We start from the raw sequence: 24,311 nt of genomic DNA, 5'->3' as shown, positions 1-24,311 counted from the left end.
AAGGGCCGGGTCTCCCGGCCCTTTCGCTTCCCTACGACGCCGAAGCGCACGCTCGCGTCAGCCACAGCTCGAACAGCAGGCGCGGCTCACCCTGGCCCGACTTGATCCGACCCTCGAGCGTCGCAGCGTCCCTGAGCGCGCGTGACAGCTCCTCGGTGGTGAACCTCCTGGCCTGCGCCATGGCGGCCTTCGCCTGCCACTCGGCCATCCCGACTTCTCGCATGATCTCCCCGGGGGAAGCACCACGATCCACAAGCGCGCGCGCGCTTACGAGCGTCCGCAGCTGGCGAACGGTCATCGCGTGGACGCCCATGAGGTCTTGACCGTCAGCGAGCAGGTCCCCGAGCAGCGTGAGCGCCGCCGGACAATCACGCGCCCCGACGGCGTTCAGGAAGTCGAAGACGGAGACAGGTGCGGTTTCGGCGACAACGCTCACCACGTCGTCACGCGTGAGCTCGACACGCTCTCCCGCGTACGCCAGCACCTTCTCGGTCTCGGTCTCCAGCCGACGCAGATCGCGTCCGACTGCTAGAACGAGCGCCGTCGCACCGTCGTAGCTGATCCGACGACCTCTGGCTGCGAACAGGTCGACCACCCAGGACGGATACTCGCTTCGCTTGGGCGCCGGGTACTCCGACACGCCGCCGAGCGCCTGCACCGCTTTGAAGAGCTTGGAGTCCTTGCGCATGCGCTTCGCCACGAGCACCACGCATGCCGAAGGTGCCGGATCCCGCGCGTACTCAGCCAGCACAGCCTGACCCGCGGCGTTCATGCGGTCCACGTCGCGAACGATCACTAGGCGTCGCTCGGATGCGAACGGCAGCGTGTTGGCGGCGGCAACCACCGCTGATGCGTCAGCGGACTCCCCGTCGAACGCTTCGTAGTTGAAGTCGAGGTCGGCGACCTCGGCGATGCGGTCTCGCAACCGGTGGAGGGCGCGCTCGAGCAACAATTCCTCGTCGCCGAAGATGAGGTAGACGCTCCTGAGATCCTCTATGGACTTGGCCGCAACCCGAACCATCGCTCACGCCTTCGCTCGGCGAACGTCCCGGCACGAGCATCGCCGTCCGGGCCTTCCGCATTCTCGCACGAACGACGACCGCCGTTCCACGCCGTGAGACGCGAGTCCGGTATCCCGAGCGCCGCACCGTGACTGTGACGTCGCCGCTCGTGTCGGTCCTCAGGATTCGGACCCCGGCGGACTCGAGAAGCGTGATCGTCTCGGGGCACGGGTGACCGAAGTCGTTTCCCCTACCCACGCTGATGATAGCGTCACGGGGCGACCAGGCCTCAAGCCCCTCGGAGGTCAGTCCGTTCGTGCTGCCGTGGTGCGGGACCTTGAGGACCTCGACCTCCCTCGCCGCGCCCGACGCGATCAGCTCCTCCTGCACCAGCTGCTCGGCATCGCCGGTGAGCACCATGTCGAACGACCCGTTGGTGAGCTGCAGCACCACGCTCGTGTCGTTCGCATCCAGGTCTGAGGGCGCATCGGCAGTCGGCCACTGGACGGACACCGATGTGCCGCCGAGCCTCCAGTCGTCGCCGGCCACGAGCGAGCGCACCGGGCTCGCAGGTCCCTTCCATGATGTCGAGCCAGGCATCGGGTCGCGGACCGAGCCCGCCGACGCGGCTTCCTCACCGGTCGCCGGGCCCGGCACGCCTATCCAGCCCACATCGGCGACGCCGACGAGCCCGGGAGCCCCGCCTGTGTGGTCCCCATGCGCGTGCGTGAGCACGAGTACATCGATCCGGCGAATCCCGCACCGCGCAAGCGCCCGCCGCAGCGACAGGGCGTCGGGTCCCGTATCCACCAGCATCGTGCGCCCGCTGTCCTCCACGAGAATCGCGTCCCCCTGCCCGACGTCCAGCACGGTGATCGTGCACCGCTGCGCCGGCGCCGGACCGAGGGCGACACAGACCGAAGCGCAAACGGCTGCGGCGATGAAGCGCGTACCCGAGTGCCGCCCCCGCGGCAGCGGCCACCAAGCCCACAGGCCGACCGCTCCCGCGCACGTCCCCACCCCGACGAGCACACCTCCACCCAGCGCCACCGCCGCGCCGGGGACCTGGGCCATCCCACCGGCGATCCATGCGGTCGCACCGAGGATCGACGCGGCTCCGGAGGCTCCGAGGGTTCCGGCTGCCGGAGACACCGTTCCAAGAACGGCGCCGACGAGCCCGACCAGCATCGCCACCGACACCAGCGGACCCACTACCACGTTCGCGACCGGAGCCATAAGCGAGACCATGCCGAACGCCGACGCGACAACCGGTATGGTCGTGAACTGCGCCACGAGCGTCAGCGACAGCGCATCCCCGACAACACGTCGCCAACCGGTGAAGCCGCTCGTCGCCCACGCCTGCGCCAGACTGCCGAACACCAGCAGACCGCACACTGCGAGCGCCGAAAGCTGGAAGCCCAGGTCGAATACCGCCCAGGGCTCCAGCGCGAGCACGACGATCACCGCCACTGCGAGAGATGCGATCCCATCGCCGCGCCGCCCGATCATCTGCCCTGCTCCACCGACCGCGAGCATCAGCAGAGACCGCAACGCCGAGTAGGGAAGCCCCGTGACCACGGCGTACGCGGCACCCGCAAGCATGGTAGCGGCCACGAGCGGCCGTCTCGGCACGCGAAGCATCGTTCCCAGGAACGCGACCGCCGCGCATGCCGCGGCAAGGTGCGAGCCCGAGACCGCGACCAGGTGCGTGAGGCCGAGTACCCTGAAGTCCTCCTCAGTGTCGGTTCCGATCAGCCGCCGACGGTCGCCGAGCACGATTCCTTCGGCCAGATCCGCCCCGGCGCCAGGCACCTGGTGCATTCGTTCGAGCATCGTGGCCCGCCACGCGAACAACTCCCCGAGCGGGCCCGTCCGCCATGCTCCGCACTCCGCGCGCCAGGCGTTGCCGGTAGCGCAGACGCCAGCACGGGCCGTGCGCCGCGCCCAGGACTCCTCGAGAGGAAGCGCCTTCAGGATCGCCGAGAAGCGGACGGTGCGTCCGAGCTCGGGCACCTCCTCCCCTTCCGGCCAGCCGATCCGCACGACCGCACCGTCAAGCGGCCCGCCTCTGATGCGGACCCGCGCGGTCGCACCGTACTCGCCGGCCGTCGGATCGGCTTCCACGACGCCCGTCCACTCGCGCGCACCGCAGTCCGGCACGATATGCGATTCACGAAGCCAGGCCGCCGACTGCAACACGCACACACACGAGCCGGCGGCGAAGCCGGCGCACAGCAGCAGCGCCCCCGCGCGCACTCCTCGCGGCACCCTCTCGCGACCGAGCCATATGATGGCTGTGATCGCGACCGCAACCGCGACCACCGCACGACCGGCGCGAACGTCGGACGGCCAGACAACGGCCTCGGTGGCGATGCATCCTGCGCACATCGCAAGCGCGAACCACGCCACAGGCGGCAGCTGGGGCCTCTCAGGCGCGTCGCTCATCCGCACGTCACGAGATCCTTCAGCGCGTCGAACTTCTTCGCTCCGATTCCCGTAACACGCATCAGGTCCTCGGGCGTCGCGAACGGCCCGTTGGTCTCCCGGTCATCGACGATCTTCTGTGCGGTAGAGGGCCCCACGCCGGGAAGCCCGTCAAGCTCGGCCGCAGTGGCAGTGTTGAGGTCCACCAGTCCCCCCGCCGCGCCGCCTCCTCCCGCAGCCCCACCTGCCGGAGTGGCTCCGGATGCTGCAGGTGGCGCAGCGCCTCCCGCCACCTCCTCGGCGGTGAACACGTACACCTGCTCGCCGTCGGTCAGGATACGCGCAAGATTCAAGCTGTCGAGTGCCGCGCTGCCGAGGCCTCCGCCTGCAGCCTGCACGGCATCCACGACGCGACTGCCGGGCGCAAGCGAGTACACGCCGGGGTGCAGCACGGCGCCTACGACATGCACGACCACGTTCGGATCGACGGTCTCCGAGGTGGCGCCGCTCTCGGGTAACGCAGCGACAGTCTCTCCGGCCTCGTCGAATTCGACTTCCGGCACAGGCGCTGCGGGCCAGAACCGCCACACGCCGAGCGCCACGACACACGCAGCCAGCGCGATCACCGCCCACTGCGTACGTGGCTGCAGTCCGCCGAGCCCGGCTCGCTCGAGCAGCCCGCGAACGCGATCGGATTCAAGCACAGACACAGAAACGCCCCCTTCATCCATCTGGACGGAGGGGGCATCCGGTCTAGAGAATGCACCGGTGGCCTTGCACCAAACCTAGCGGGATGTCACCCGCTTCTCAACGGAAGCTTCAGGACGCGGCGACGATGCTCACGAGCTTACCCGGGACGACGACCACCTTGCGGACTTCCATCCCCGCCAGGTGCTCCTGGACCTTCGGCAGGCCGAGGGCCGCTTCGCGAACCATGTCCTCGGCCGCATCGGCCGCGATCGTGAGCTTGGCGCGTACCTTGCCATTCACCTGCACTGCGATCTCGACCTCATCGGCAGCCGCAAGCGCCGCATCGAACGCCGGCCATGCCTCGCGATGGACCGACCCTTCATGTCCGAGCACCTCGCGCCACAACTCCTCGGCCATGTGCGGGGCGTATGGTGCGATCAGCAGAACGAGCGTCTGGGCGACCTCGCGCTCGAGCGCGGCGTCGCGTACGTCAGACGCTACCGTCCGACGGTAGTCGCCGGCGGCGTTCAGGAGCTCCATCATCGCCGAGAGGGCCGTGTTGAAGCCGAACCGCTCGATGTCGTCCGTCACTTTACCCACAACCCGATGCCGCTCGCGGCGCAGCGTCTTTGCGAGGGCATCGTCGCCTGCGCCACCGCCTGCATTGGAGCCTTCGGCAACTTCGGAGACATATCGCCATAGCCGGCCGAGGAACCGGGACATGCCCTCAAGGCCGTCCTGGTTCCAGTCGAGGTCCTTGTCGGGCGGCGCCATGAACAGGATGAATGCGCGCAAGGCGTCGGCGCCGTAGCGTGCCACCATGTCCTCGGGCGCCACCACGTTGCCTCTGGACTTGCTCATCGTCTCGCCGTCCTTCTTCACCATGCCCTGCGTGAGCAGGTTGGTGAACGGCTCGCGCGCCGAGGTGAGTTCCAGATCGGCGAACACCTTCGTGAAGAACCTCGAGTACAGCAGGTGGAGGATCGCGTGCTCGATGCCGCCGATGTACTGATCGACCGGCATCCAGTAGTCGGCATTCGTGCGCGCGAATGCCGCCGAGTCGTCGCGGGCATCGCAGTAGCGGAAGTAGTACCACGAGGAGCAGGTGAACGTGTCCATCGTGTCGGTCTCGCGCTTGGCCGCGCCGCCGCACTTCGGACATGTCGTCTCGTAGAACTCGGGATGATCCGCAAGCGTCTCGCCCTTGGTGATGTCCACGTTCATAGGAAGCACCACCGGCAGCTGCTCCTCGGGCACCGGGACCAGCCCGCACGCGGGGCAGTGCACGGCCGGGATCGGGTTGCCCCAGTACCGCTGACGGCTGATGAGCCAGTCACGCAGACGGAAGTTGATGGAGAAGCGACCCTGTCCGCGCTCGGCCAACCACTCCGTCACGGCCTTCATGCCCTCGCTCGCCTTGCCGCCGCGCATGCCCGTGAACTCGCCTGACTGCACCATCACGCCGTAGCCGTCGAACGCCCCGGCCCAGGGCACGTCACTCGAAACGCGGTCGCGCGCATCACGCAGATCTTCGAGCAGCGGGTCGTCCTCGGCCACCACCACCGGCGGGATCGGGAGCGCGTACTTGCGCGCGAAGTCGAAGTCGCGCTGGTCGCCGGAGGGCACGGCCATGACCGCACCGGTGCCGTACTCCATCAGCACGTAGTTGCTCACCCACACCGGCACCTTCTCGCCGTTGACCGGGTTCACCACGTACCTCCCGGTAAACGCACCCACCTTCTCGGCCTCGCCGCTCGCCCGCTCGACCGCGGTCTCGCGAGCGGTCGCGGTGATGACGGCCTGCACAGCCGCGGCGTACTCGGTGCCCTCGGTGAGCTCGCGCACGAGCGCGTGCTCGGGCGCCAGCAGGAAGAACGAGCAGCCGAAGAGCGTATCCGGCCTCGTGGTGAACACGGTGATCGTGGTCTCGGTGGGCTCGCCGCTCGCATCGCAGAGCGTGAAATCCACCTCGGCGCCCTCGCTGCGGCCGATCCAGTTGGCCTGCATGGTCTTCACGCGCTCGGGCCAGCCCGGAAGCGTGTCCAGATCATCCAGCAGCTCCTGGGCGTACTCGGTGATCTTGAAGTACCACTGCTCGAGGTCGCGCTTCTCAACCACGCTCTTGCAGCGCCAGCACACGCCGTCGCCGATCACCTGCTCGTTGGCGAGCACGGTCTTGCAGCTCGGGCACCAGTTGACCGGGGACTTCTTGCGCTCCACCAGGCCGCGCTCCCAGAACTTCAGGAAGATCCACTGACCCCAGCGGTAGTAGTCCACGTCGCATGACTTGACGGTGCGGTCCCAGTCGTAGCTGAAGCCCATGCGCCTGAACGACGCCGCCTGGGTGTCGATGTTCGCGTACGTCCACTTTGCCGGGTGGGTGGCGTTCTTGATCGCCGCGTTCTCGGCCGGCAGCCCGAATGCGTCCCAGCCGATGGGATGCAGCACGTTGAAACCACGCATGGTCGAGAAGCGGGCGACCACGTCGCCGATCGAGTAGTTGCGCACGTGACCCATGTGGATGTCGCCCGAAGGGTACGGGAACATCTCGAGGACGTACTTCTTCGGCCGCGACAGGTCCTCCGTCACCGAGTAGAGTCCCTCGGCGTCCCAGACTGCCTGCCACTTCTCCTCGAACGCGTGCGGTTCGTACGGGCGCGTCACGCAAGTGCCTCCGCTTCTACAATGGGTGCGACAGGTGCGCCTCATTGTAGCGGAAGCCGAGCGCCGAGCAGCCTACTCCACGGTCACGTCGATCTCATAGACCTGGACCGCCTCGACCTCGCCCTCCCACGACTTCTTGTACTCCAGCCGAAGTGTGCCCTCGCCGGGTTCCGCCCCCACGAACCGCCACGTGTCCTCGCCGCCCGCACCCACCATGCCGGGAAGCGCGTCGGAGTCGTACTCCGGCTCGCCGTCCTGATCGAGACACGCCGGGACCTCGACCGCACTCCATGAGTAGCCGGTCGTCGGATTCGAGGTGAGCACGAGCTCAAGCGCTTCGCCATTCGCGAGCGTCACGCTCGTGCCGTTGTCGTCGTCTTTCAGCCGGACATCGCCGTCACAGCCTGCCACGGCCGCTGCCGAGATCGCGAGCGTCATGACGACCCACACAATGGTCGCGCGTCTCATCGGGACTCCCCCCTCGATGCCTGCACGTCGTTCATACCCGTGAGACGCTAGCACGCCCTCCGCGGTTCGCGCATAACTGAACGCGAGCAAGGCCCGGAGGATCTCCGGGCCTTGCGTCATCTGTCTTTGGTGGAGCCAAGGGGGATCGAACCCCTGACCTCATGGCTGCCAGCCATGCGCTCTCCCAGCTGAGCTATGGCCCCACGTCTGGGTGCTGCTCGCGCAGCAAACGGAAGTATACCAGGCGCTTCGGCCCGGTCAACCCGACCGCTTCCCTACTCGGGCACCGTCTCCGGGCCTTCGTCCAGCAGCGGAACCGGCGGACCCTCCACACTCGGCTCGTACTCGACCGCATCGGCACCGACTTCGGTCCCGACGCCCAGCATCTCGGCCACGACCATTCCCGAGAGGATGAGTGCGCTGCCCGCAAGACCGCTCACGCCGAGCCGCTCGCCCGCGATCCACCCGAAGACACCGCCGAACGCCGGCTCGGTGATAAGGATGAGCGCGGTCTTGCTCGGCGACAGGAACCGCTGAGCGTAGGTCTGCACGGCAAAGGCCACCGCCGAGGCGAACACGCCGGTGATCACGAGGGCCACCCACACCGTCGTTTCGGAGGGCAGCGCTATCGGTTCGGTCGCCACGGACACCACGCCGCAGACGACCGCGACGGTGGCAAGCTGTACCAGCGTCAGGGGACGTACGTCGTGGCGGTCGCCGAGGCCCCCGAGAACGATCATGTGCGCCGAGTACGCAACCGCGCAGAGCAGCACACGGGTATCCCCCACCGTCCATCCGCCCTCCCCGCCACCGGAGAGGAGCCACAGCCCCGCAACAGCGAGCACCACGCCGAGCACCGTCGTGCGCCTTGGCACCCGCCGTAGCACGAGCGCCTGGAGCGCTGGCGTGATGACCACGAACATGCCTGTGATGAACGCGGCTTTGGAGGCGCTGGTACCCTGCAGGCCCCAGGTCTGGAACACGTAGCCTGCGGTCAGGAACACCCCGGCAAGAAGCCCCACACCGAGCGTGTCTCTGCGCAGGCGGGTGAGTGATGAGGGGAGCACGACCGCGAACGCCACGACGGCGATCGCGAAGCGAAGCGCCAGGAACGCGTAGAGCGGGTACTGTGACACCGCGTCCTTGACGACGACGAACGTCCCGCCCCACACGGCCGCCACGGCTATGAGCGCGAGCTGAACCCCGTAGACCCTGAGGCCCCGCTTCACGAGTTGGCGGCCTCCGGCTGGGGCGCCGTCTGCTCGGCCACCGACGCGGGAAGCTCCACGCGCGGCGCGTCGGACCACAGCTTTTCGAGCCGGTAGAAGTCACGCTCCTCCGGCTGGAACACATGCACGACCAAGTCGCCGAAGTCCAGCAGCACCCACTTGCCTTCGCGCTCGCCTTCCCGGCCGATGGGCTTCACGCCGGCCTTCTCGCGCAGCTGGTCCTCGACCTCATCGGCGATGCTCTTCACCTGACGATCGCTCGAGCCCGTCGCTACCACGAAGAACGCGGTGATGACGAGCGTCTCGGCCACGTCCAACACCACGATGTCCGCTGCCTTCTTCTCGGCTGCCGCCTCGGCGGCGAGCAGTGCGATTTCACGGGGTTCCAGGGTGATTGCTCCTTCCGTTCACTGATTCGCCACCGGCGGCACGTAGTCGCGGCCGATGATGACCACCACGTCGGCGACATCCTGATCCGAGGGTTGTTCGACGATCTCGCCAACACCCAATGCCTGACGCACCTGCTCCCCTTGATCGGGACTCCCGCTCTGGACGACGATCATCGTCGTGTCGTAGTCGAACCTGTCGGCGTTCCGGGTGTCCACGACCCGCAGTCCCGCGGTGATGAGCTGCTGTGCCGCTGCTCCCGCGATGCCCGGCGTGCCGACGCCGTTGTAGATTATCACCCGCACCGAGGAGTCCTCGGCACCAATCCTGACGCCCCACCACTGGAGCAACAGGTCCGCGATATCGTCGCGCTGGGGCTCGTAGTACGTCTGCCCGCCGAGGTCGATCGGCTTGACCGGCAGTGACACGAGCGCCGTTCGGTCGCTGCCCACCGAGTCGATGAACTCGGCGATGCGCTTCTGGTCCTCGGCGCTGAGATCGGACTCCTGCACGTTGGCCATCACGTCGCGAAGGCTCTGATTCGTCAGCGCATCCTGGTAGACCGTGTCGTCCACGACCACGTAGTGCGCAAAAGACACCGATAGGTAGTTCGACACCGCCGCGAGCGAGACCCCCACGCCCGAGCCGTAGCTCTCGCCGACGCGCTCGAAGCCCTGGCCCGGCACTTCCATGAACGCGCCGCTCGGTATGGCGATGCCCAGTATCTGTCCGTCGGTCTCATCCAGGCGCACCGCAAGGAACTCGGCGGTCGTGTCGGTGACGCCCACGATCAGCAGGTTCTCGCGCGCTTGCTCGGCGAGGGCCTCCGGGGTCGCGTCCTGCTCGGCCTGACGCTTTGCCATCCACCGGGCACCAGCGTTCACGCCGAGCACCAGCAACGCCAGCACGAGCACGAGCGCCACTGCACCAACGAGTACCCTGGCGGCGATCTGCATGACCCCTATCGCGCTGCTCTTGGTGGCACGGACGCCCTCGCTGAGCTGCTGCTTGCGCCGCTCCGTCCGCGCGTCACGGCGGACCTGCTTGCCGAGCTTGGACGAGCGTTTCGTGGCGCGCCACCCTGGCTCCGGCTTCGAGGTCGGGGGCCGCTCGGGCTCGTGGTGCGTGCGGCGCCGGGGATAGTCGGCTTCCGGGGACGGCCGAAGCTCCCGATCGTCGTCACGCGAGCGCCCTGCGTGTCGGCGCGCGCTCATCGGTGACTCCTCGCCGCGATGTCGTTCCAGGTCGAGACCGTCTGTGGGTGGATGCGTCTCCGGCGCTCGATGAGGTGATGCAGTGAGGCGGCATACGCCTCGGCGAACAGGTCTTCGAGCGGGCGCACGCCGGCCGAGGAGCGCAGTGAGTCAACGCCGTGTTGGTGGCGCGCCGGTTCGATGACATCGGCGATGTACACGATCATCGACAATTGCGCCATGTCCGGCATGCCGTACGTATGGGCGCCGACGGCGGTCAGCACGTCTTCGGGGAGGTCGCGGAACTCGAGCTCGAGATCCGCCTGCGCGACCGGTCCGTGCAGGAGGTACGGCACAGCCTCGTCCACCTCGGTCACGTCGAGGCCGAGGCGACGCGCCCGCCCGACGAGGTCTTCGGCGGGCGTTTCCCGGTGCCAGTCGTGAAGAAGTCCCGCGAGACGAGCGGCTTCCGGATCGTAGCCGTAAAGCGAGGCGACGTGCGCCGCGGTGGCTGCAACGCGCTCGGAGTGGCCGAGCGCCTCTGCGGACAGACGTGCCCTCACCTGCGCGTGCGCCTGCTCGTAGGAGACCGGCACGTCAGACCGTCCCCTCGTAGAGGCCGTTCTTGCGCACGTATGTGGCCACGGCCTCGGGCAGCAGGTAGCGGACGGGCCGACGGGCCGCGATCCGCGTGCGGATATCGGTCGAGGAGATTGCGAGCGCCGGAACCTCCATGAGTTCGATCGAGAATGCCTCGGCGCCCGGTTGCGTCATGATGCGCGAGAGGTCGTAGCCCGGACGGGTGGCCGCGATGAGCGTGCATGCCCCCGCGAGGCGGGCCGAATCCTTCCAGGTGAGGATGTCGAGAATGGCGTCTGCGCCGGTGATGAAGAAGAGCTCCGTCTCGGATCCGTGGGCCGCGCGCAACTCCAGCATGGTGTCGACGGTGTAGGTGACGCCCGGGCGGTCGACCTCGAGACGGCTGACCGTGAAGTCGGGATTGCTCGCCGTGGCGATGACAGTCATCAGGTAGCGGTGTTCGGCTGACGTCACCCGACGGTGCGACTTGCGCGCAGGCTCGCCGGTAGGCATGAACACCACGCGGTCCAGACTGAACTGGACGAGCGCTTCTTCGGCGGCAACGAGATGACCGTAGTGGATCGGGTCGAACGTGCCGCCCATGATGCCAAGCCGGAGTTGCTTTCTCACTCCCGTATCTGACCGCTTCCCATCGCGACGTACTTGGTGGTCGTGAGCGCGGCGAGCCCCATGGGTCCGCGCGCGTGAAGCTTCTGGGTCGAGATGCCGATCTCCGCGCCGAGGCCGAATTCACCGCCATCAGTGAAGCGCGTTGACGCGTTCACGTACACTGCGGCTGCGTCCACCTCGTTCAGGAATCGCACCGCCGCCGTGTAGTCCTCGGTCACGATCGCCTCGCTGTGCTTGGTCCCGTAGGTGTTGATGTGGCGGATCGCCTCATCGAGACCCGAGACCACCTTGCACGCAATCTTGAGGTCGAGGTACTCAGTCGCCCAATCCTCCTCGGTGGCGGGGTTCACGCGCATGACCGCCCCGAGAGCACGGGTCTTATCGTCGGCGTAGATGGTGACGCCCGCCTCCTCAAGCTCCTTGAGGATCGGCGGGAGGACCGTTTCGTAGATCGCATCATCGATGAGAAGGGTCTCGGCGGCGTTGCAGACGCCCGGTCGCGAACACTTCGCATTGACCACGATGCGCCTCGCCATCTGAGGATCGGCCTTCTCGTGGACGTACACGTGGCAGTTGCCCACACCGGTCTCGATCACCGGGACCTTGGCGTTCTCGACCACGCTCTTGATCAGCCCCGCACCGCCGCGCGGGATGAGCACGTCGATCATTCCGTGAAGCCCCATCAGTTCCTCGGCAGCCTCGCGTTCGGTGGACGCCACCGACTGGATGCAGCCCTCGGGCAATCCGGCACTCACCGCTGCGTTCGAGAGCACCCTGGTGATGGCGAGATTGGAGTTCACCGCAAGCGAACCCCCACGCAGGATGACCGCATTGCCGGTCTTCACGCACAGGCCCGCGGCATCGGCTGTCACGTTCGGCCGGGCCTCGTAGATGATGGCGACGACGCCCATGGGAACCCGCACCTGCTGAAGCCAGATGCCGTTTGCGAGCCGCGAGCCTGTCAGAACCTCCCCGATCGGATCGGGCAGCACCGACAGGCTCTTCAACGCCTCGGAGATCGCCTTGATGCGCATCGGGCTGAGCTCGAGCCGGTCGAGCAGCGAGACAGAGGTGCCCTTGGCCCGCGCCTCGGCCATGTCGGCCTCGTTGGCCGCCATGATCTCGTCCTGCTGCGCTACCAGGGCGTGCGACATCACGAGGAGTGCGCGATTGCGCTGGTCGGTCGACGTACTCGCGAGCGCGATGGCCGCCTGACGTGCGCGGGTGGCGAGATCACGGACCTCCGACATCTGCTTTCGTCCCTTCCCTCGTCCGAACCCGGTCTAGAGGATCACGAGATGGTCGCGATGGATGACTTCCGAGCCGTTCCATGCCACCAGCACCCGGGCGATCTCGCTCGTCTTCAGCCCGCGGACCTTCTGCAGATCCTCGGCCGACATGCCCGCCACTCCACGCGCAACGACGTTCCCGTTCCGGTCCTCCACCGAGATGGGGTCGCCGACGACAAAACTCCCGGTCACGTCGAGGACACCGGCCGGGAGTAGGCTCTTGCCGCCCAAGCATAGGGCGACCCTCGCGCCATCGTCAATCGTGACGGAACCCTTCGGATGGCCCGCGTAGGCGAGCCAGAGCTTCTTGCCCTTGACCGCCGCGTCGCCGCCCGCGAAGAGCGTGCCCACGGGTCGTCCCTGCGCGGCATCCACGATCACGTTGGGCCGGTGCCCCTCGCACACGACCATGGGGATGCCGGCTTTGATGAGCGCGCGGGCCGCCTCGAGCTTGGTCGACATCCCGCCGCTACCCACCGCCGAACCGGCGCCACCTGCAGCTGCGAGGTGTTCGTCCGTCACGGCATCCACGACCTCGACAAGCTGTGCGCCCGCATCCGACCGCGGGTCGGCAGTGTACAGGCCCTCGATGTCGGTGAGGAGCACCACCACATCCGCGTGCACCATCATCCCGACCAGTGCGGCCAGGTAGTCGTTGTCTCCGAATCGTATCTCCTCGACGGCGGTCGTATCGTTCTCGTTCACGATCGGCACGACGCCGAGGTCGAGCAGGCGCTCGAGCGTGTGGCAGGCGTTCACGTACTGTTGCCGATGCCCGACGTCGTGACGCGTGACCAGCACCTGGCCGACCTTGGCGCCCTGAGTGTTGAACGCGTCACGATAGGCGTCGAGGAGGCGCACCTGGCCGATAGCAGCAGCGGCCTGAAGCGTGGGCATGTCGGTCGGACGCGTGGCGATCTCAAGCGCTTCGAGACCCGCGGCGATCGCGCCGCTCGTCACGACGACCACGCGGTCCCCTGCCGAACGCAGACGGGACACCTGCTCGGCCAGTAACGCCAGATAGCCGCGATCGATCCGGCCGTCCGCACCGGTGACGGTCGAGCTGCCCACCTTGATGACGACCGTGCGCTTAGCCAAGCCCCTCCCCGTCCCCCGTCGGTGACTCGAACTCGAATGATACCGGGCCGATGTGCACGGTGTCGCCATCAACGGCGCCAGCCGCGATCAGGCGCCCTTCGATCCCCATCTTGCCGAGACGGCGCTGCAGATAGGCGACCGCCTCTTCGTTGTTCATGTCGGTCTTGATCACGGCGCGTTCGATACTTACGCCAGTGACGTCCCATCCACCGTCCATGGCGCGGGCAACGACGATGTCGCGGTCTCCCGATGGCACGTGCACGTATTCGGCCTGGAACTCGGCGTCCTCCGATGGGAGCGCCAGACGTATCTCGTGCACAGCTTCAGCCACTGCCCGAATGAGCGGACCGATGCCATCACCGGTAGCAGCGGACACCGCGAAGTACTGCCGCTCGTTGGCCTCGCACCACGCGGCCACTCGAGCCGAGTTCTCTTCGGCGCCCTCGGCGTCGAGCTTGTTGCCGACGATGATCTGGGGCCGGTCCGCGAGCTCGGCTGCATGCGCCGCAAGTTCGGCGTCGATCACCGCACGGTCCTCGAGAGGATCGCGGCCTTCGTAGCTGCCGGAGAGATCGAGTACATGGAGTATGAGTGCGGTCCGCTCGATGTGGCGCAGGAAGGCGTGGCCGAGGCCCGCCCCTTCACTGGCGCCCTCGATGAGCCCCGGAACGTCTGCCACCACGAACGATCGCTCGCCGCTGGACACCACGCCGAGGTTCGGCACGAGGGTCGTGAAGGGATAGTCGGCGATCTTGGGACGCGCGGCGCTCATGCGGGCGATGAGCGACGACTTGCCAACGCTCGGCAAACCCACGAGCGCGGCATCCGCAAGCAGCTTCAACTCCAGATCGACCCACCGCTCCTCCCCGGGTTCGCCGAGTTCTGCGAACGAAGGAGCGCGTCGCGTGGCGGTCACGAAATGCCGGTTGCCGAGTCCGCCGCCACCACCGCGCGACACGATCAGTCGCTGACCGTCTCGCGTGAGATCACCAAGCGTCTCGCCGGTATCGGCGTCGCGGACGACGGTGCCCTTCGGCACGTGCAGGATCAAGTCCGGGCCGTGGGCGCCGTCCTTGCCCGCTCCCTTACCGTGAGTGCCGCGCACCGCCTTGAAGTGACGTTTGTAGTGGTAGTCGATCAGTGTGGTGAGCGTGCCGTCGGCCTCGAGCACCACGTCACCGCCGGGACCGCCATCGCCCCCGTCGGGTCCGCCCTTTGGCACGTGCGCCTCACGCCGGAACGACGCGCAGCCTGCGCCGCCGTCGCCGGCCTTCACATGTATTCTCACTTCATCGATGAACATGGTGCTCCCAGGTCGTACCGGGGTTCCATTCTAGTCGAGCCGGTCCCCGGAATGCAGAAGGCCCCCCGCACGCAAGCGGGAGGCCTTCGGGCGTTTGTGTGGCAGGTATGGTGCTTAGGCCTGCGGCAACACGTGCACGCGACGGTCTTTGCCGTGCGTGAACTCAACGACGCCATCGATCTTCGCAAACAGCGTGTCGTCGCGGCCGAGGCCGACGTTCTGACCCGGCTTCAGGCGCGTGCCCCGCTGGCGCACGAGGATCGAGCCGGCGGTCACGACCTGACCGGAGAAGCGCTTCACGCCGAGGCGCTGAGACTGGGAGTCGCGACCGTTCCTGGTCGACCCCATACCTTTCTTGTGAGCCATTTCAGTTCACCTTCGCATCCGTCGGGCAACGCCCGAGTAGTGTATCAGCCTTCGAGCTACTTCGCATGGACGCCGCAGTACTTGGAGCCCTCTTTCGCCTTGTTCGCGCACCGGGTGCCGTCGGACTTGATGGCCGCGCACTGCGCGGCCTCTCCAGCCTTGGGTGCAGCAGGCTTCGCGGCCTTGGGTGCAGTGGGCTTCGCGGCCTTGGGCGCAGCGGCCTTCGGCGCAGCAGGCTTTGCGGCCTTGGGCGCAGCAGGCTTTGCGGCCTTGGGCGCAGCAGGCTTTGCGGCCTTGGGCGCTGCGGGCTTCGCGGCCTTGGGCGCTGCGGGCTTCGCGGCAGCGGCCTTGGCGGCCTTCGGCTTCGCGGCGCCCTCCGCGGCGATATCGAGGATCACGATGCTCGTGAGCTGCTGGCGGTGACCCCTCGTGCGCTTGTAGCCCTTGCGCTTCTTGAACTTGAACACCATCTGCTTGTCGCCAAGGAAGTGCTCGAGCACCTGGGCTGTTACGCCAGCTCCGGTGAGCTCCGCCGGCTTGGCCAGGATGGTCTCCCCGTCGGCGATCATGAGAACGGGCAGTGAGACGGTGTCGCCGACCTTCGCCTTGAGCTTATCAACGGCGATCACGGTGCCGACCTCGACTTTGGCCTGCTTGCCGCCGGTGTTCACGACTGCATACATGGGTATCGCTCCAGTCATAAAGGGAATACACGCGAGCGCAAATCCTAGCAGAACGGGCGTGCGAGCGTCAACGCGCGACAGTGCTCAACGGACGGCTCACCTGCGCCGACTCTCAGTCCATCTCGAGCCCGATGCTCCCGGCTTTGCCTTCGATCAGAATTCGAACCTCCGTTGGCGCCACGTCCGGGTCGGCGATGACGCTTAGCTGCTTGCCCGTCTCCGCGCGCAGAAGCGCGATCGCGTTGTGCCCGGGTGCGCTCACGAGCGCATAGGTCTGCGGGTTGAGACCCACCAGGTATGCCGAGGAGCGTCCCGAGAGCAGGATCTCGCGAAGTCGACGCTCCACACTGATGCGCCTCGTCGCGTCAGAGAGAACCCGCCCCTCACCGTGGCAGGTAGGACACGGCTCGGTGAGCACACCGTAGAGACCGTCCGTCACGTTCTTGCGCGTCAATTCCACGAGGCCGAGCCGCGACATCTCGGAGACCCGGGTCTTGGTCCGGTCGCGCTCGAGACCCTCCGTGAGCCGGTCGATCACGAGCTGACGATTCGCGGGGTCCTCCATGTCGATGAAGTCGATCACGATGATGCCGCCAATGTCGCGAAGCCGCAGCTGCCGAACGGCCTCGACCGCGGCCTCGAGATTCGTGCGGACCACGGTGTCCTCGAGGTTCTTCCGGCCCACGTAGCTGCCGGTGTTGACGTCTATGGCCGTCAGCGCCTCGGTGATGTCTATCGTGATGTGCCCGCCCGAAGGCAGCGGCACCTCGCGCAGCACGGCTCCTATGATGTCGTCTCGCATGCCGTACGTCTCGAAAAGCGGAAGTCGATCCTTGTACAGCTGCACTCGCTTCACGAGCTTGGGCGTCGTCTTGCGCAGGAACGACGTGACCTTCTCGAAGACCCGCTTGTCGTCTATCACGAGCCGGCGGAATTCGTCGCCGAACGCATCGCGCACCAGCCGAAGCGCCACATCCATCTCGGTGTAGACGACCTCCGGCGCCAGACCGTCGCGCGCCTGATTCCGCACGCGACCCCACAGACGCAGCAGGAACTCCAGATCACCCGTCAGGTCCGTCTCTGTGGCGCCGACTGCGGCGGTACGCACTATGACGCCGACCCCCTCCGGCACGAGCGGAGAGATGATCTGCTCGAGCCGGTCTCGCTCTGCGTCTGCGAGCTTGCGGGACAGGCCCACGAACGGCGAGAACGGCATGAGCACCAGGAAGCGCCCCGGCAGGGTGATCTCGGTCGTGACCCGGGCTCCCTTGGTGCCCATCGGGTCCTTCAGCACCTGCACCATGAGCTGCTGTCCGGGGCGCAGCAGCGACTGGATATCCCGGCTCGCCGAGGTCGACGCGCCCTCCGGTGTCACGACCTCGTCGACGTAGAGGAAGGCGTTCTTCTCGAGTCCGATGTCCACGAATGCCGCCTGCATCCCCGGCAGGACGTCCTTCACCTTGCCGAGGTAGACGTTTCCGACGACGCTCCGCTTGGGCCGCTCGACGTACAGTTCGACGAGCCGCCGGTCTTCAACGATCGCGACGCGCGTCTCGTGGGTATCATGCGAGATCAGCATCTCGCGGGTGATGTCAGACACCTCGTCCCCGCTACAGGGGGCGGCGCCAGACTCCCTCATCGTCGATGAGCAGATCGGTACGGGTCACGACAGCCCGGATGTCTCTTCCGAGTGCCGAGCGTATCAGCACTTCAGGCCTCAGAGACCCATGCTCACCCATCTTGACAGCCAGGCGGACGAGGGTGCGGTCTCCTGCCGACGTCACCTCAGGCTCCTTCGGGAGCGCTTCGGCGAGGTCATAAACCTTCTGCTTGCCCTTGTGCTCGACGCTGATCGTACCGTCCCCCATCAGTCCGTGCAGAGAGCCTTGCAGCTCCTCGGGCGGGATCCCTCCTTCCAGGCTCAACTCATACATCGCTATGGTTAGAGCGGCAGCCAGGGACGGCTCCCGCGCGGTCACGTAGCCGCACTGCAGCGGAGCAAGGTCCTCGGCGGTCACCGCTGTCAATGAGGCACACACTTCGGCGGCCGGCAGGTAGCGGGTGAGCGTCAGGTCGTAGTACTCCCGCTCCCCCGCGGTGCCGACCGGCAACGCCGGGCCGAACGACATGCGCATACGAGGCGTGAACCCTCGACTGACAGCATACGGCAACGCCGCTCGCCGCGCAGCGCGTTCGCATGCGCGGACCACCTCGAGATGCGAAAGGAAGCGCAGCCGACCGGACTTGCGGTGGCAGACGCGCAGGCGGAATCCCTCAGCCACGGCGACCGCCCCCTGCGACAACGACGTCTGCCGAGAGCGCCGGGCACACGCCACACCCGGTGCAGTCGCCGAACGTGCAGTCCTCGGTGATGATGCCCTCGTACGCGCGATGGCGCTCTGCGAGCAGGAACGAGCGTGCGAGCCCGCTGTCGATATGCGACCAGGGCAGAGTCTCGTCCTCGGCGAACGGGTCATGTGCACGAGCGCCGGCGTCGATGCCTGTCGACTCGAACGCGGCCGTCCAGCGCGAAAGCTCGAAACGCTCGCTCCAGGCGTCGAAGACGGCGCCGGCGCGCCATGCCGCCTCGATCGCATCGGCGAGGGACCGGTCGCCACGGGCGAGCACCGCCTCGAGGAACGACGTCTCGGCATCGTGCCAGGAGAGCTCGACGCCACGACGCGGCATGGCGTCCCTCAGGAGCGACTGCCTGCGGCGGACCTCACCCGCGGGCAGCTGCCCTTCCCACTGGAATGGGGTATGGGCCTTCGGGACGAATGTCGAGGCAGATACGGCCACGCGCAGGCCGCCACGCTCGGCAGGCGGTGTTGCCTCACGCGCCACGGCGAGCACCCGGGAGACGAGCCCCCCTATCGCAACGACGTCCTCGTCGGTCTCTGTCGGCAGCCCGACCATGAAGTAGAGCTTGAGTCGGCGCCACCCCGCCCCGAACGCTGCCGCCACGGTCTCGAGCAGCTCGTCCTCCGTCACGTTCTTGTTGATGGCGTCCCGCAGCCGCTGTGAACCCGCCTCGGGAGCGAACGTGAGACCGCTGCGCTTCCCTCCGCCCAGCAGACGCGCGAGCGACAGCGTGAACGAGTCCACCCTGAGCGAGGGCACCGAGATCGCCACATCGGCGTCTTCGAACCTGCGGAATAGACGTCGGAGCACCTCTTCGAGTTGCGAGTGGTCGGCGGTCGACAGCGACGTGAGCGAGATCTCCTCGTACCCGGTGCAGAACAGCGTCGCGATCGCATCTCGCACGATCGCGTCGGCCTGACGCTCGCGGACCGGGCGGTACACCATACCCGCCTGGCAGAATCTGCACCCCCGCGAACAGCCGCGGAGCACCTCGATGGTGGCGCGATCATGGACGACGTCGGCGTAGGGCACGACGGGGCACACGGGACTCGAAACTGCGTCAAGATCTCGGAGCACGCGTCGCGTGATACGCTCAGGCGTTCCCGCCGAGGCCACCAAGGCGCCGTCCGGTCCAGCGACGTAGAGTGAGGGCACGTAGACGCCCTCGATGCCCGCGAGGTCGCGCAGCGTCTCTGCTCGAGTTGCCGAGCGCTCGCGGGCGGCCCGATGCGCGGCCACCATCTCGAGGACGGCCTCCTCGCCATCGCCGATCAAAATGGCATCGAAGAACGGCGCTAGCGGCTCGGGGTTGTGCGCCGAAGGACCACCACCGATCACGAGCGGATCGCCCTCGCTGCGCTCCTCGGCGCGCAGCGGGATACCCGCGAGATCGAGCGCCTCGAGGATGTTGGTGTACGTGAGTTCATGCGGGATGGTGATGCCGAGCATCTGGCACCCGGCGACCGGCAGGCACGACTCGAGTGTGTACAGGGGCACACCGGCCGCGCGCATGGCCGCCGACATGTCGGTCCAGGGCACGAAGACGCGCTCGCATGCCACATCGTCGAGCCCAGCGAGACGGTCGGCGAGCACCTGGAGTGCCTGGTTCGCCATTCCGACCTCGTAGGTATCGGGATACATGAGCGCCACGCGGTAGGCTGCGTCGGGCCGGTGCACGGCCCCCCACTCGCGATCGATGTAGCGCGAAGGACGCTCCACTCGCGCCAGCAGCGGCTGCACTCGCTCCCAGAGATCACTCACCAGCAGGCTCGACCTCGGCAAAGGGCAGGACAGGCTGGGCAGGCTGGGCAGGCTCCGCAGGCGCCGAGTCGGAGACGATGGTCACAGGACGCCCGCCTGCGGGCTCGAGCGCCTCCTGCTCCATCGCGGGCAGTGCGCGTCGGCGCGCGCGACCCAGGAGCCGCGGGCCGTACGCCCGGCTCTTGGCGAGGGCACTGTCCCGTAGGGTCCGGAAGTGCGCGGTCAGCTGGCTCAGGTCCGCGCCGCTCTCGAAGTAGCTGACCGCCGCGCGCCCCATCGCTATCGTGCCCGTGTACCCGATCCCGCCCTTGATTGCCCACCCGAGCACCGGGACGACCACGAGCGCCTGACGCGCGATCGTGCGCAGAAGGTAGCCGCCTGCCAGGACTGCGGCAAGCTCCCTGATGCGCTCCACGCCGAGCGGCTGGCCGTACGCCGCGGCGATCTGGAGCAACATCTTGACCTGGTTCGCGGTCATGATGGGCATGTCGGCGCCGGGAATCGGCGTGACCGCTCCGATGAGTCCGTTCTGCAGCGCTGTTGTCTTCATGGCGTCTTCGGCCACTGCGCGGCGCATGAAGGCGAAGTTGTGCGCGAGCGCGAGGCGCTTACTGCCGACGTTGTCGGCTATCCACAGGCCAAGGCGAGCCACCACCTCTTCGGGTTCGGCACGCACGATGAGATTCCCGGTGGGCTGCAGCAGCGAACCGGCGAGCAACCCCGCGCGGTCCTCCTCGCCGAGCGAGACGACGACCAGCGGAAGTCGCATCTGTCGCGGCCCTGCGAGCGCCTCGCGAAGCCCTACATTGCCGGTGCCGGCGATTGCGATGACCAGATCGGTGCCCTGCGGAACCATCGGCGCCGCACCGAGTTCGGCCACCTCGATCTGCAGCGACACCGCGGCCGTGGCCGGGCGAAGCTGCTGACGCACAGCCTCGATGAGCGCGTCGGAAGCGTCGACCTCCACGAGCACCGCGATCGAAACGTTCTGGGAGCGCTCCTCCGTATAGCGGGCGCCGGACTTCATCACATCGCGCACATCGAGCGGGAGTGCCATGTCGTGCCCTCCTCTGACTCAGGTGCCATAGCGCCTGGACCACACCGACAGGAGCAGTCCGATCGCACCAAGATTCGTCACCATTGCGGAACTGCCGAAGCTCATGAACGGCAGAGGAATCCCTGTGATAGGCATCATACCCACCGTCATGCCGATGTTCTCCAAGATCTGGAACAGCCACATGCCGAGAACGCCTGCGGCGATAAGCGCCCCGTATAGATCACGCGACGATGTAGCGATCGCCAGCGCCGTGATCAGGAGAGCGAGGTACAAGCCGAGCAGGGTGACCGCCCCGAGGAAGCCGAGCTCCTCACCGAGGACCGAGAAGATGAAGTCCGTGTGCCGCTCGGGGATGAAGTGCAGGTTCGACTGAGTGCCCGAACCCAGGCCCTTGCCCGCCAGTCCACCAGACCCGATCGCGATCTTCGACTGCGCGAGATTGTAGCCGGCGTCGTCAGGATCGCGTGCCGGATCGATGAAGACGAGCAGCCGGTTCAGCTGGTACTCCTTGAGCGCCACATCTCTATCGAACAGCTTGTCCAGCGATGAGTCGACAGCCACGATGCCAACGAGCCCTACCGCCGCCACAAGGAGCATCACGAGGAAGTAGCGGCCTTTCATGCCACCGGCGATGAGCATGATGAACGTGATCGCCACGAACACGAGTCCGGTGCCCAGGTCGGGCTGAAGCAAGATGAGACCGACCGCTCCACTCAGGTATGCCATCACCTTGAGCGCGTCTCGCGGCTCATCGATCCGGCCTTTGAACGACGAGATGACCGAGGCCACGACCACGATGAAGATGAGCTTCGCCGGCTCGGACGGCTGGAACAAGCGCACGCCGAAGACAGAAAGCCAGGAGGTGGCGCCGCCCGCCTCGTACCCCAGGCCGGGTATCCGCGGACTGATGAGCAGGAACGCCGCCAGCGCGATGAGCGGCCCCTGCCAGCCACGGAGGCGCGTGTAGTCGAACGCCCAGGCAAGCGCCAGTGGCACGAGCCCCACGCCGATGCCGACCGCATGACGGAGCAGCATACCGCTGCCCCCGCTCATCCCCGATGTGGCCGAGGCGACCATGATCGTGCCGTATCCGATCAGGGCAAGGGACCACAGGACGAGCGGCACGTTGACCGCGTCCAGGAACCTTCTCGATCGTGACTTGCGGATCATCGCCCTACCTCGACTGGTCGGTCGTTCGAATGGTCTTGAGCGGCTCGCCCAGAAGCTGGGCCAGGATGTTGCGCGCTGCCGGACCGGTCACCGAGCCGCCGTGACCGCCCTGCTCGACGATGACCGCGACGGCATACCGCGGCTCATTGGCCGGAGCGTACGCGCAGAACCACGCGTAGTCGTCCTTGCCCTTGACCTCGGCGGTGCCGGTCTTGCCGGCCACATTCACACGGAAACCCGCAAACGCGCCCGCACCGGTGCCCTCCTCGGTCACGTCTATGAGCGCACGCGTTATCACGGCGAGCGAAGCATCGGAAACCGTCGTATCGTGGAGCACCGAAGGCTGCGTGGTCCGCGTTGGCTGGCCTTCACTGTCGAGCACTGACTTGAGCACGTAGGGCTTCATCACGGTGCCATCGTTGGCGATGCCCGCGTACAGGCACGCCATCTGTAGCGGCGTGGCGAGCATATCGCCCTGACCGATGGCCATGTTCACGGTGTCGCCCGGCAACCACATCTGGTACTCGGGGTAGTTCTCGTTGAACGCCTTCTTCCACGCGGCATCGGGAACCCGCCCGTCTACTTCACCCGGCAAGTCGATGCCCGTCTCGGAGCCGAGCCCGAAGGCCCGGGACTGCGCCTGCAGCTCCTCGAGTTTGCGCTTGTAGAACTCGTAGCCGATCTCGTAGAAGACGGTATCGCACGAGTTCTTCATGCCGCTGCGCAGCGAGAGTGTTCCGTGTCCCCCCGCGCGCTTCCAGCACCACTTGGGCCACTGCGTGCCCATGTCGGTCCAGCGGCCCGTGCAGGTATAGGTCGTGTTCTCGGTGGTGATGCCCGCTTCCAGGCCGGCGATCGCGGTCACGACCTTGAAGGTCGACGCCGGCGGGTACGCGGCCATGATAGCCCGGTTGTTGAGCGGATACTCGCTCTCCTTCGCGGTGAGGGACGCCCACTCTGCGGTGCTGATCCCGCCGAGGAACGCGGACGGGTCGTACGAGGGGGCGCTCGCCATCGCGATGACCTCGCCTGTGGTGATGTCGACCACCACAGCGGCTCCCGCCTTCGCGCTCGCGTAGCCCTGACGCCGCGCCTCGGCGATTGCGTCGGCAAGCTGCTCCTCGGCGACGCGCTGCGCCTCGATGTCGAGCGTGAGCTGGATGTCGTTGCCGGCGCGCGGCTCCTGCTCGCTCACCACGCCCTGCGACTTTCCGGATGCGTTGACCTCGATCCGGCGCCATCCCTTGTCGCCCTGCAGCACGCCTTCGAACTGTCGCTCTGCGCCGGTCTTCCCCACGATATCGCCGAGCTCGTACCCGGCGTACTCGTCTGACTGCTCGTACTCGGCCTCGGAGATCGCCCCTGTGTAGCCGATGACGTGCGCGCCCAGCGAACCGTACGGATACTCGCGTACCGAGGTCTCCTCGACCACGACCCACGGGAAGTCCGTCTGCCGCTCGAGCAGTTGGGCGACCACATCTCCCGGGACGTCGATTGCGACCACGCGCGGCCGAAGCGCCTCCTGGCTCACGTCGGAGATCGCGGTCAGCACGTCGGAGGGAGTCACCCCCACCATGCTCGCGAACTCGCCGAACAGCTCCTCGGTCTCGTGCCGCGTCGGGTCGTTTGCCGAGTCGGAATCCTGCGCACGGATGATCATGTCCCGCACGTCGTCATCGCTAGGATCGACGCACACCGCGAGCGCCGAGCGATTGGTCACGAGCGCGACGCCGTTGCGGTCGTAGATCTCGCCACGCGGTGCGTCGATGGAGATCTCGCGCACGCGGTTGTTCTCGGCCTGAGCTGCGAACGACTCCCCGTTCAGGACCTGCATCGTCCAGAGGCGTACGAGCAGCGCGGTCAGGACCACGACGACGATGATGCCGAGCGTCGCGAAGCGGCTCTTGAGCTCCTGCCGGTACGTTGCCATAGGTAGCCGTTACTCCAGACGGACTGAC

At 67.0% G+C, this 24,311-nt stretch carries 21 protein-coding genes and 1 tRNA gene; all 22 read right to left on the bottom strand.

Annotated elements, in window-relative coordinates; all coding sequences use genetic code 11:
* Positions 1-31 precede the first annotated feature (31 nt).
* Complete coding sequence (gene holA / locus Q7W51_05525) at positions 32-949, bottom strand: DNA polymerase III subunit delta (GenBank protein ID MDO8847827.1); 918 nt, start codon at positions 947-949, stop codon at positions 32-34.
* Positions 855-3,446 carry a DNA internalization-related competence protein ComEC/Rec2 gene (locus tag Q7W51_05520; GenBank protein MDO8847826.1) on the bottom strand — a complete coding sequence of 864 codons (2,592 nt, stop codon included), beginning with the start codon at positions 3,444-3,446 and terminating at the stop codon, positions 855-857. Before Q7W51_05520 ends, holA begins: the two co-directional genes overlap by 95 nt.
* Positions 3,443-4,135, bottom strand: a complete 693-nt coding sequence (locus Q7W51_05515) for a ComEA family DNA-binding protein (GenBank protein ID MDO8847825.1) — start codon at positions 4,133-4,135, stop codon at positions 3,443-3,445. Before Q7W51_05515 ends, Q7W51_05520 begins: the two co-directional genes overlap by 4 nt.
* Positions 4,136-4,244: 109 nt before the next feature.
* Complete coding sequence (leuS, locus tag Q7W51_05510) at positions 4,245-6,779, bottom strand: leucine--tRNA ligase (GenBank protein ID MDO8847824.1); 2,535 nt, start codon at positions 6,777-6,779, stop codon at positions 4,245-4,247.
* Between the two features lie 72 nt (positions 6,780-6,851).
* Positions 6,852-7,247, bottom strand: coding sequence for a protease inhibitor I42 family protein (locus tag Q7W51_05505; protein ID MDO8847823.1), 396 nt, complete (start codon positions 7,245-7,247; stop codon positions 6,852-6,854).
* 127 nt (positions 7,248-7,374) lie between these two features.
* Positions 7,375-7,450 (bottom strand) — tRNA-Ala (locus Q7W51_05500).
* 72 nt (positions 7,451-7,522) lie between these two features.
* Positions 7,523-8,476: a DMT family transporter gene (locus Q7W51_05495; GenBank protein MDO8847822.1), complete on the bottom strand. Its 954-nt coding sequence runs from the start codon at positions 8,474-8,476 to the stop codon at positions 7,523-7,525.
* Positions 8,473-8,871 carry a ribosome silencing factor gene (rsfS, locus tag Q7W51_05490; protein ID MDO8847821.1) on the bottom strand — a complete coding sequence of 133 codons (399 nt, stop codon included), beginning with the start codon at positions 8,869-8,871 and terminating at the stop codon, positions 8,473-8,475. The genes Q7W51_05495 and rsfS overlap by 4 nt, the downstream gene beginning before the upstream one ends.
* A gap of 12 nt (positions 8,872-8,883) precedes the next feature.
* Complete coding sequence (locus Q7W51_05485; GenBank protein ID MDO8847820.1) at positions 8,884-10,077, bottom strand: LytR C-terminal domain-containing protein; 1,194 nt, start codon at positions 10,075-10,077, stop codon at positions 8,884-8,886.
* Positions 10,074-10,652 carry a bis(5'-nucleosyl)-tetraphosphatase (symmetrical) YqeK gene (gene yqeK / locus Q7W51_05480; GenBank protein MDO8847819.1) on the bottom strand — a complete coding sequence of 193 codons (579 nt, stop codon included), beginning with the start codon at positions 10,650-10,652 and terminating at the stop codon, positions 10,074-10,076. Before yqeK ends, Q7W51_05485 begins: the two co-directional genes overlap by 4 nt.
* Position 10,653: 1 nt before the next feature.
* Positions 10,654-11,265 (bottom strand): nicotinate-nucleotide adenylyltransferase, encoded by a 612-nt coding sequence (gene nadD, locus Q7W51_05475; protein MDO8847818.1) that lies wholly within the window; start codon positions 11,263-11,265, stop codon positions 10,654-10,656.
* Positions 11,262-12,515, bottom strand: coding sequence for a glutamate-5-semialdehyde dehydrogenase (locus Q7W51_05470; protein MDO8847817.1), 1,254 nt, complete (start codon positions 12,513-12,515; stop codon positions 11,262-11,264). Before Q7W51_05470 ends, nadD begins: the two co-directional genes overlap by 4 nt.
* Before the next feature lie 33 nt (positions 12,516-12,548).
* Positions 12,549-13,652, bottom strand: coding sequence for a glutamate 5-kinase (gene proB, locus Q7W51_05465; GenBank protein ID MDO8847816.1), 1,104 nt, complete (start codon positions 13,650-13,652; stop codon positions 12,549-12,551).
* Positions 13,645-14,955 carry a GTPase ObgE gene (obgE, locus tag Q7W51_05460; protein ID MDO8847815.1) on the bottom strand — a complete coding sequence of 437 codons (1,311 nt, stop codon included), beginning with the start codon at positions 14,953-14,955 and terminating at the stop codon, positions 13,645-13,647. Before obgE ends, proB begins: the two co-directional genes overlap by 8 nt.
* A gap of 114 nt (positions 14,956-15,069) precedes the next feature.
* Entirely contained in the window at positions 15,070-15,321 is a 252-nt protein-coding gene (rpmA, locus tag Q7W51_05455) for a 50S ribosomal protein L27 (GenBank protein MDO8847814.1), read from the bottom strand.
* Between the two features lie 56 nt (positions 15,322-15,377).
* Positions 15,378-16,004 (bottom strand): 50S ribosomal protein L21, encoded by a 627-nt coding sequence (gene rplU / locus Q7W51_05450; GenBank protein ID MDO8847813.1) that lies wholly within the window; start codon positions 16,002-16,004, stop codon positions 15,378-15,380.
* Between the two features lie 112 nt (positions 16,005-16,116).
* The gene (locus Q7W51_05445) at positions 16,117-17,604 is read right to left on the bottom strand and encodes an Rne/Rng family ribonuclease (GenBank protein ID MDO8847812.1); all 1,488 of its coding nucleotides are present in this window, start codon (positions 17,602-17,604) and stop codon (positions 16,117-16,119) included.
* 10 nt (positions 17,605-17,614) lie between these two features.
* Entirely contained in the window at positions 17,615-18,286 is a 672-nt protein-coding gene (locus Q7W51_05440) for a TIGR03936 family radical SAM-associated protein (protein MDO8847811.1), read from the bottom strand.
* On the bottom strand, positions 18,279-20,126 hold the full coding sequence (locus Q7W51_05435) for a TIGR03960 family B12-binding radical SAM protein (GenBank protein ID MDO8847810.1): 1,848 nt from the start codon (positions 20,124-20,126) through the stop codon (positions 18,279-18,281). The genes Q7W51_05440 and Q7W51_05435 overlap by 8 nt, the downstream gene beginning before the upstream one ends.
* Entirely contained in the window at positions 20,119-21,183 is a 1,065-nt protein-coding gene (locus Q7W51_05430; GenBank protein ID MDO8847809.1) for a DUF697 domain-containing protein, read from the bottom strand. The genes Q7W51_05435 and Q7W51_05430 overlap by 8 nt, the downstream gene beginning before the upstream one ends.
* 18 nt (positions 21,184-21,201) lie before the next feature.
* Positions 21,202-22,353, bottom strand: coding sequence for a rod shape-determining protein RodA (gene rodA, locus Q7W51_05425; GenBank protein MDO8847808.1), 1,152 nt, complete (start codon positions 22,351-22,353; stop codon positions 21,202-21,204).
* A gap of 4 nt (positions 22,354-22,357) precedes the next feature.
* Positions 22,358-24,283, bottom strand: coding sequence for a penicillin-binding protein 2 (mrdA, locus tag Q7W51_05420; GenBank protein MDO8847807.1), 1,926 nt, complete (start codon positions 24,281-24,283; stop codon positions 22,358-22,360).
* Positions 24,284-24,311 lie beyond the last annotated feature (28 nt).

This window comes from Coriobacteriia bacterium (genome assembly GCA_030652115.1).
GTDB lineage: Bacteria > Actinomycetota > Coriobacteriia > Anaerosomatales > Anaerosomataceae > UBA6100.
Note: the sequence above shows the minus strand (reverse complement) of the source record. Positions and strands in the feature narration are given on the sequence as shown.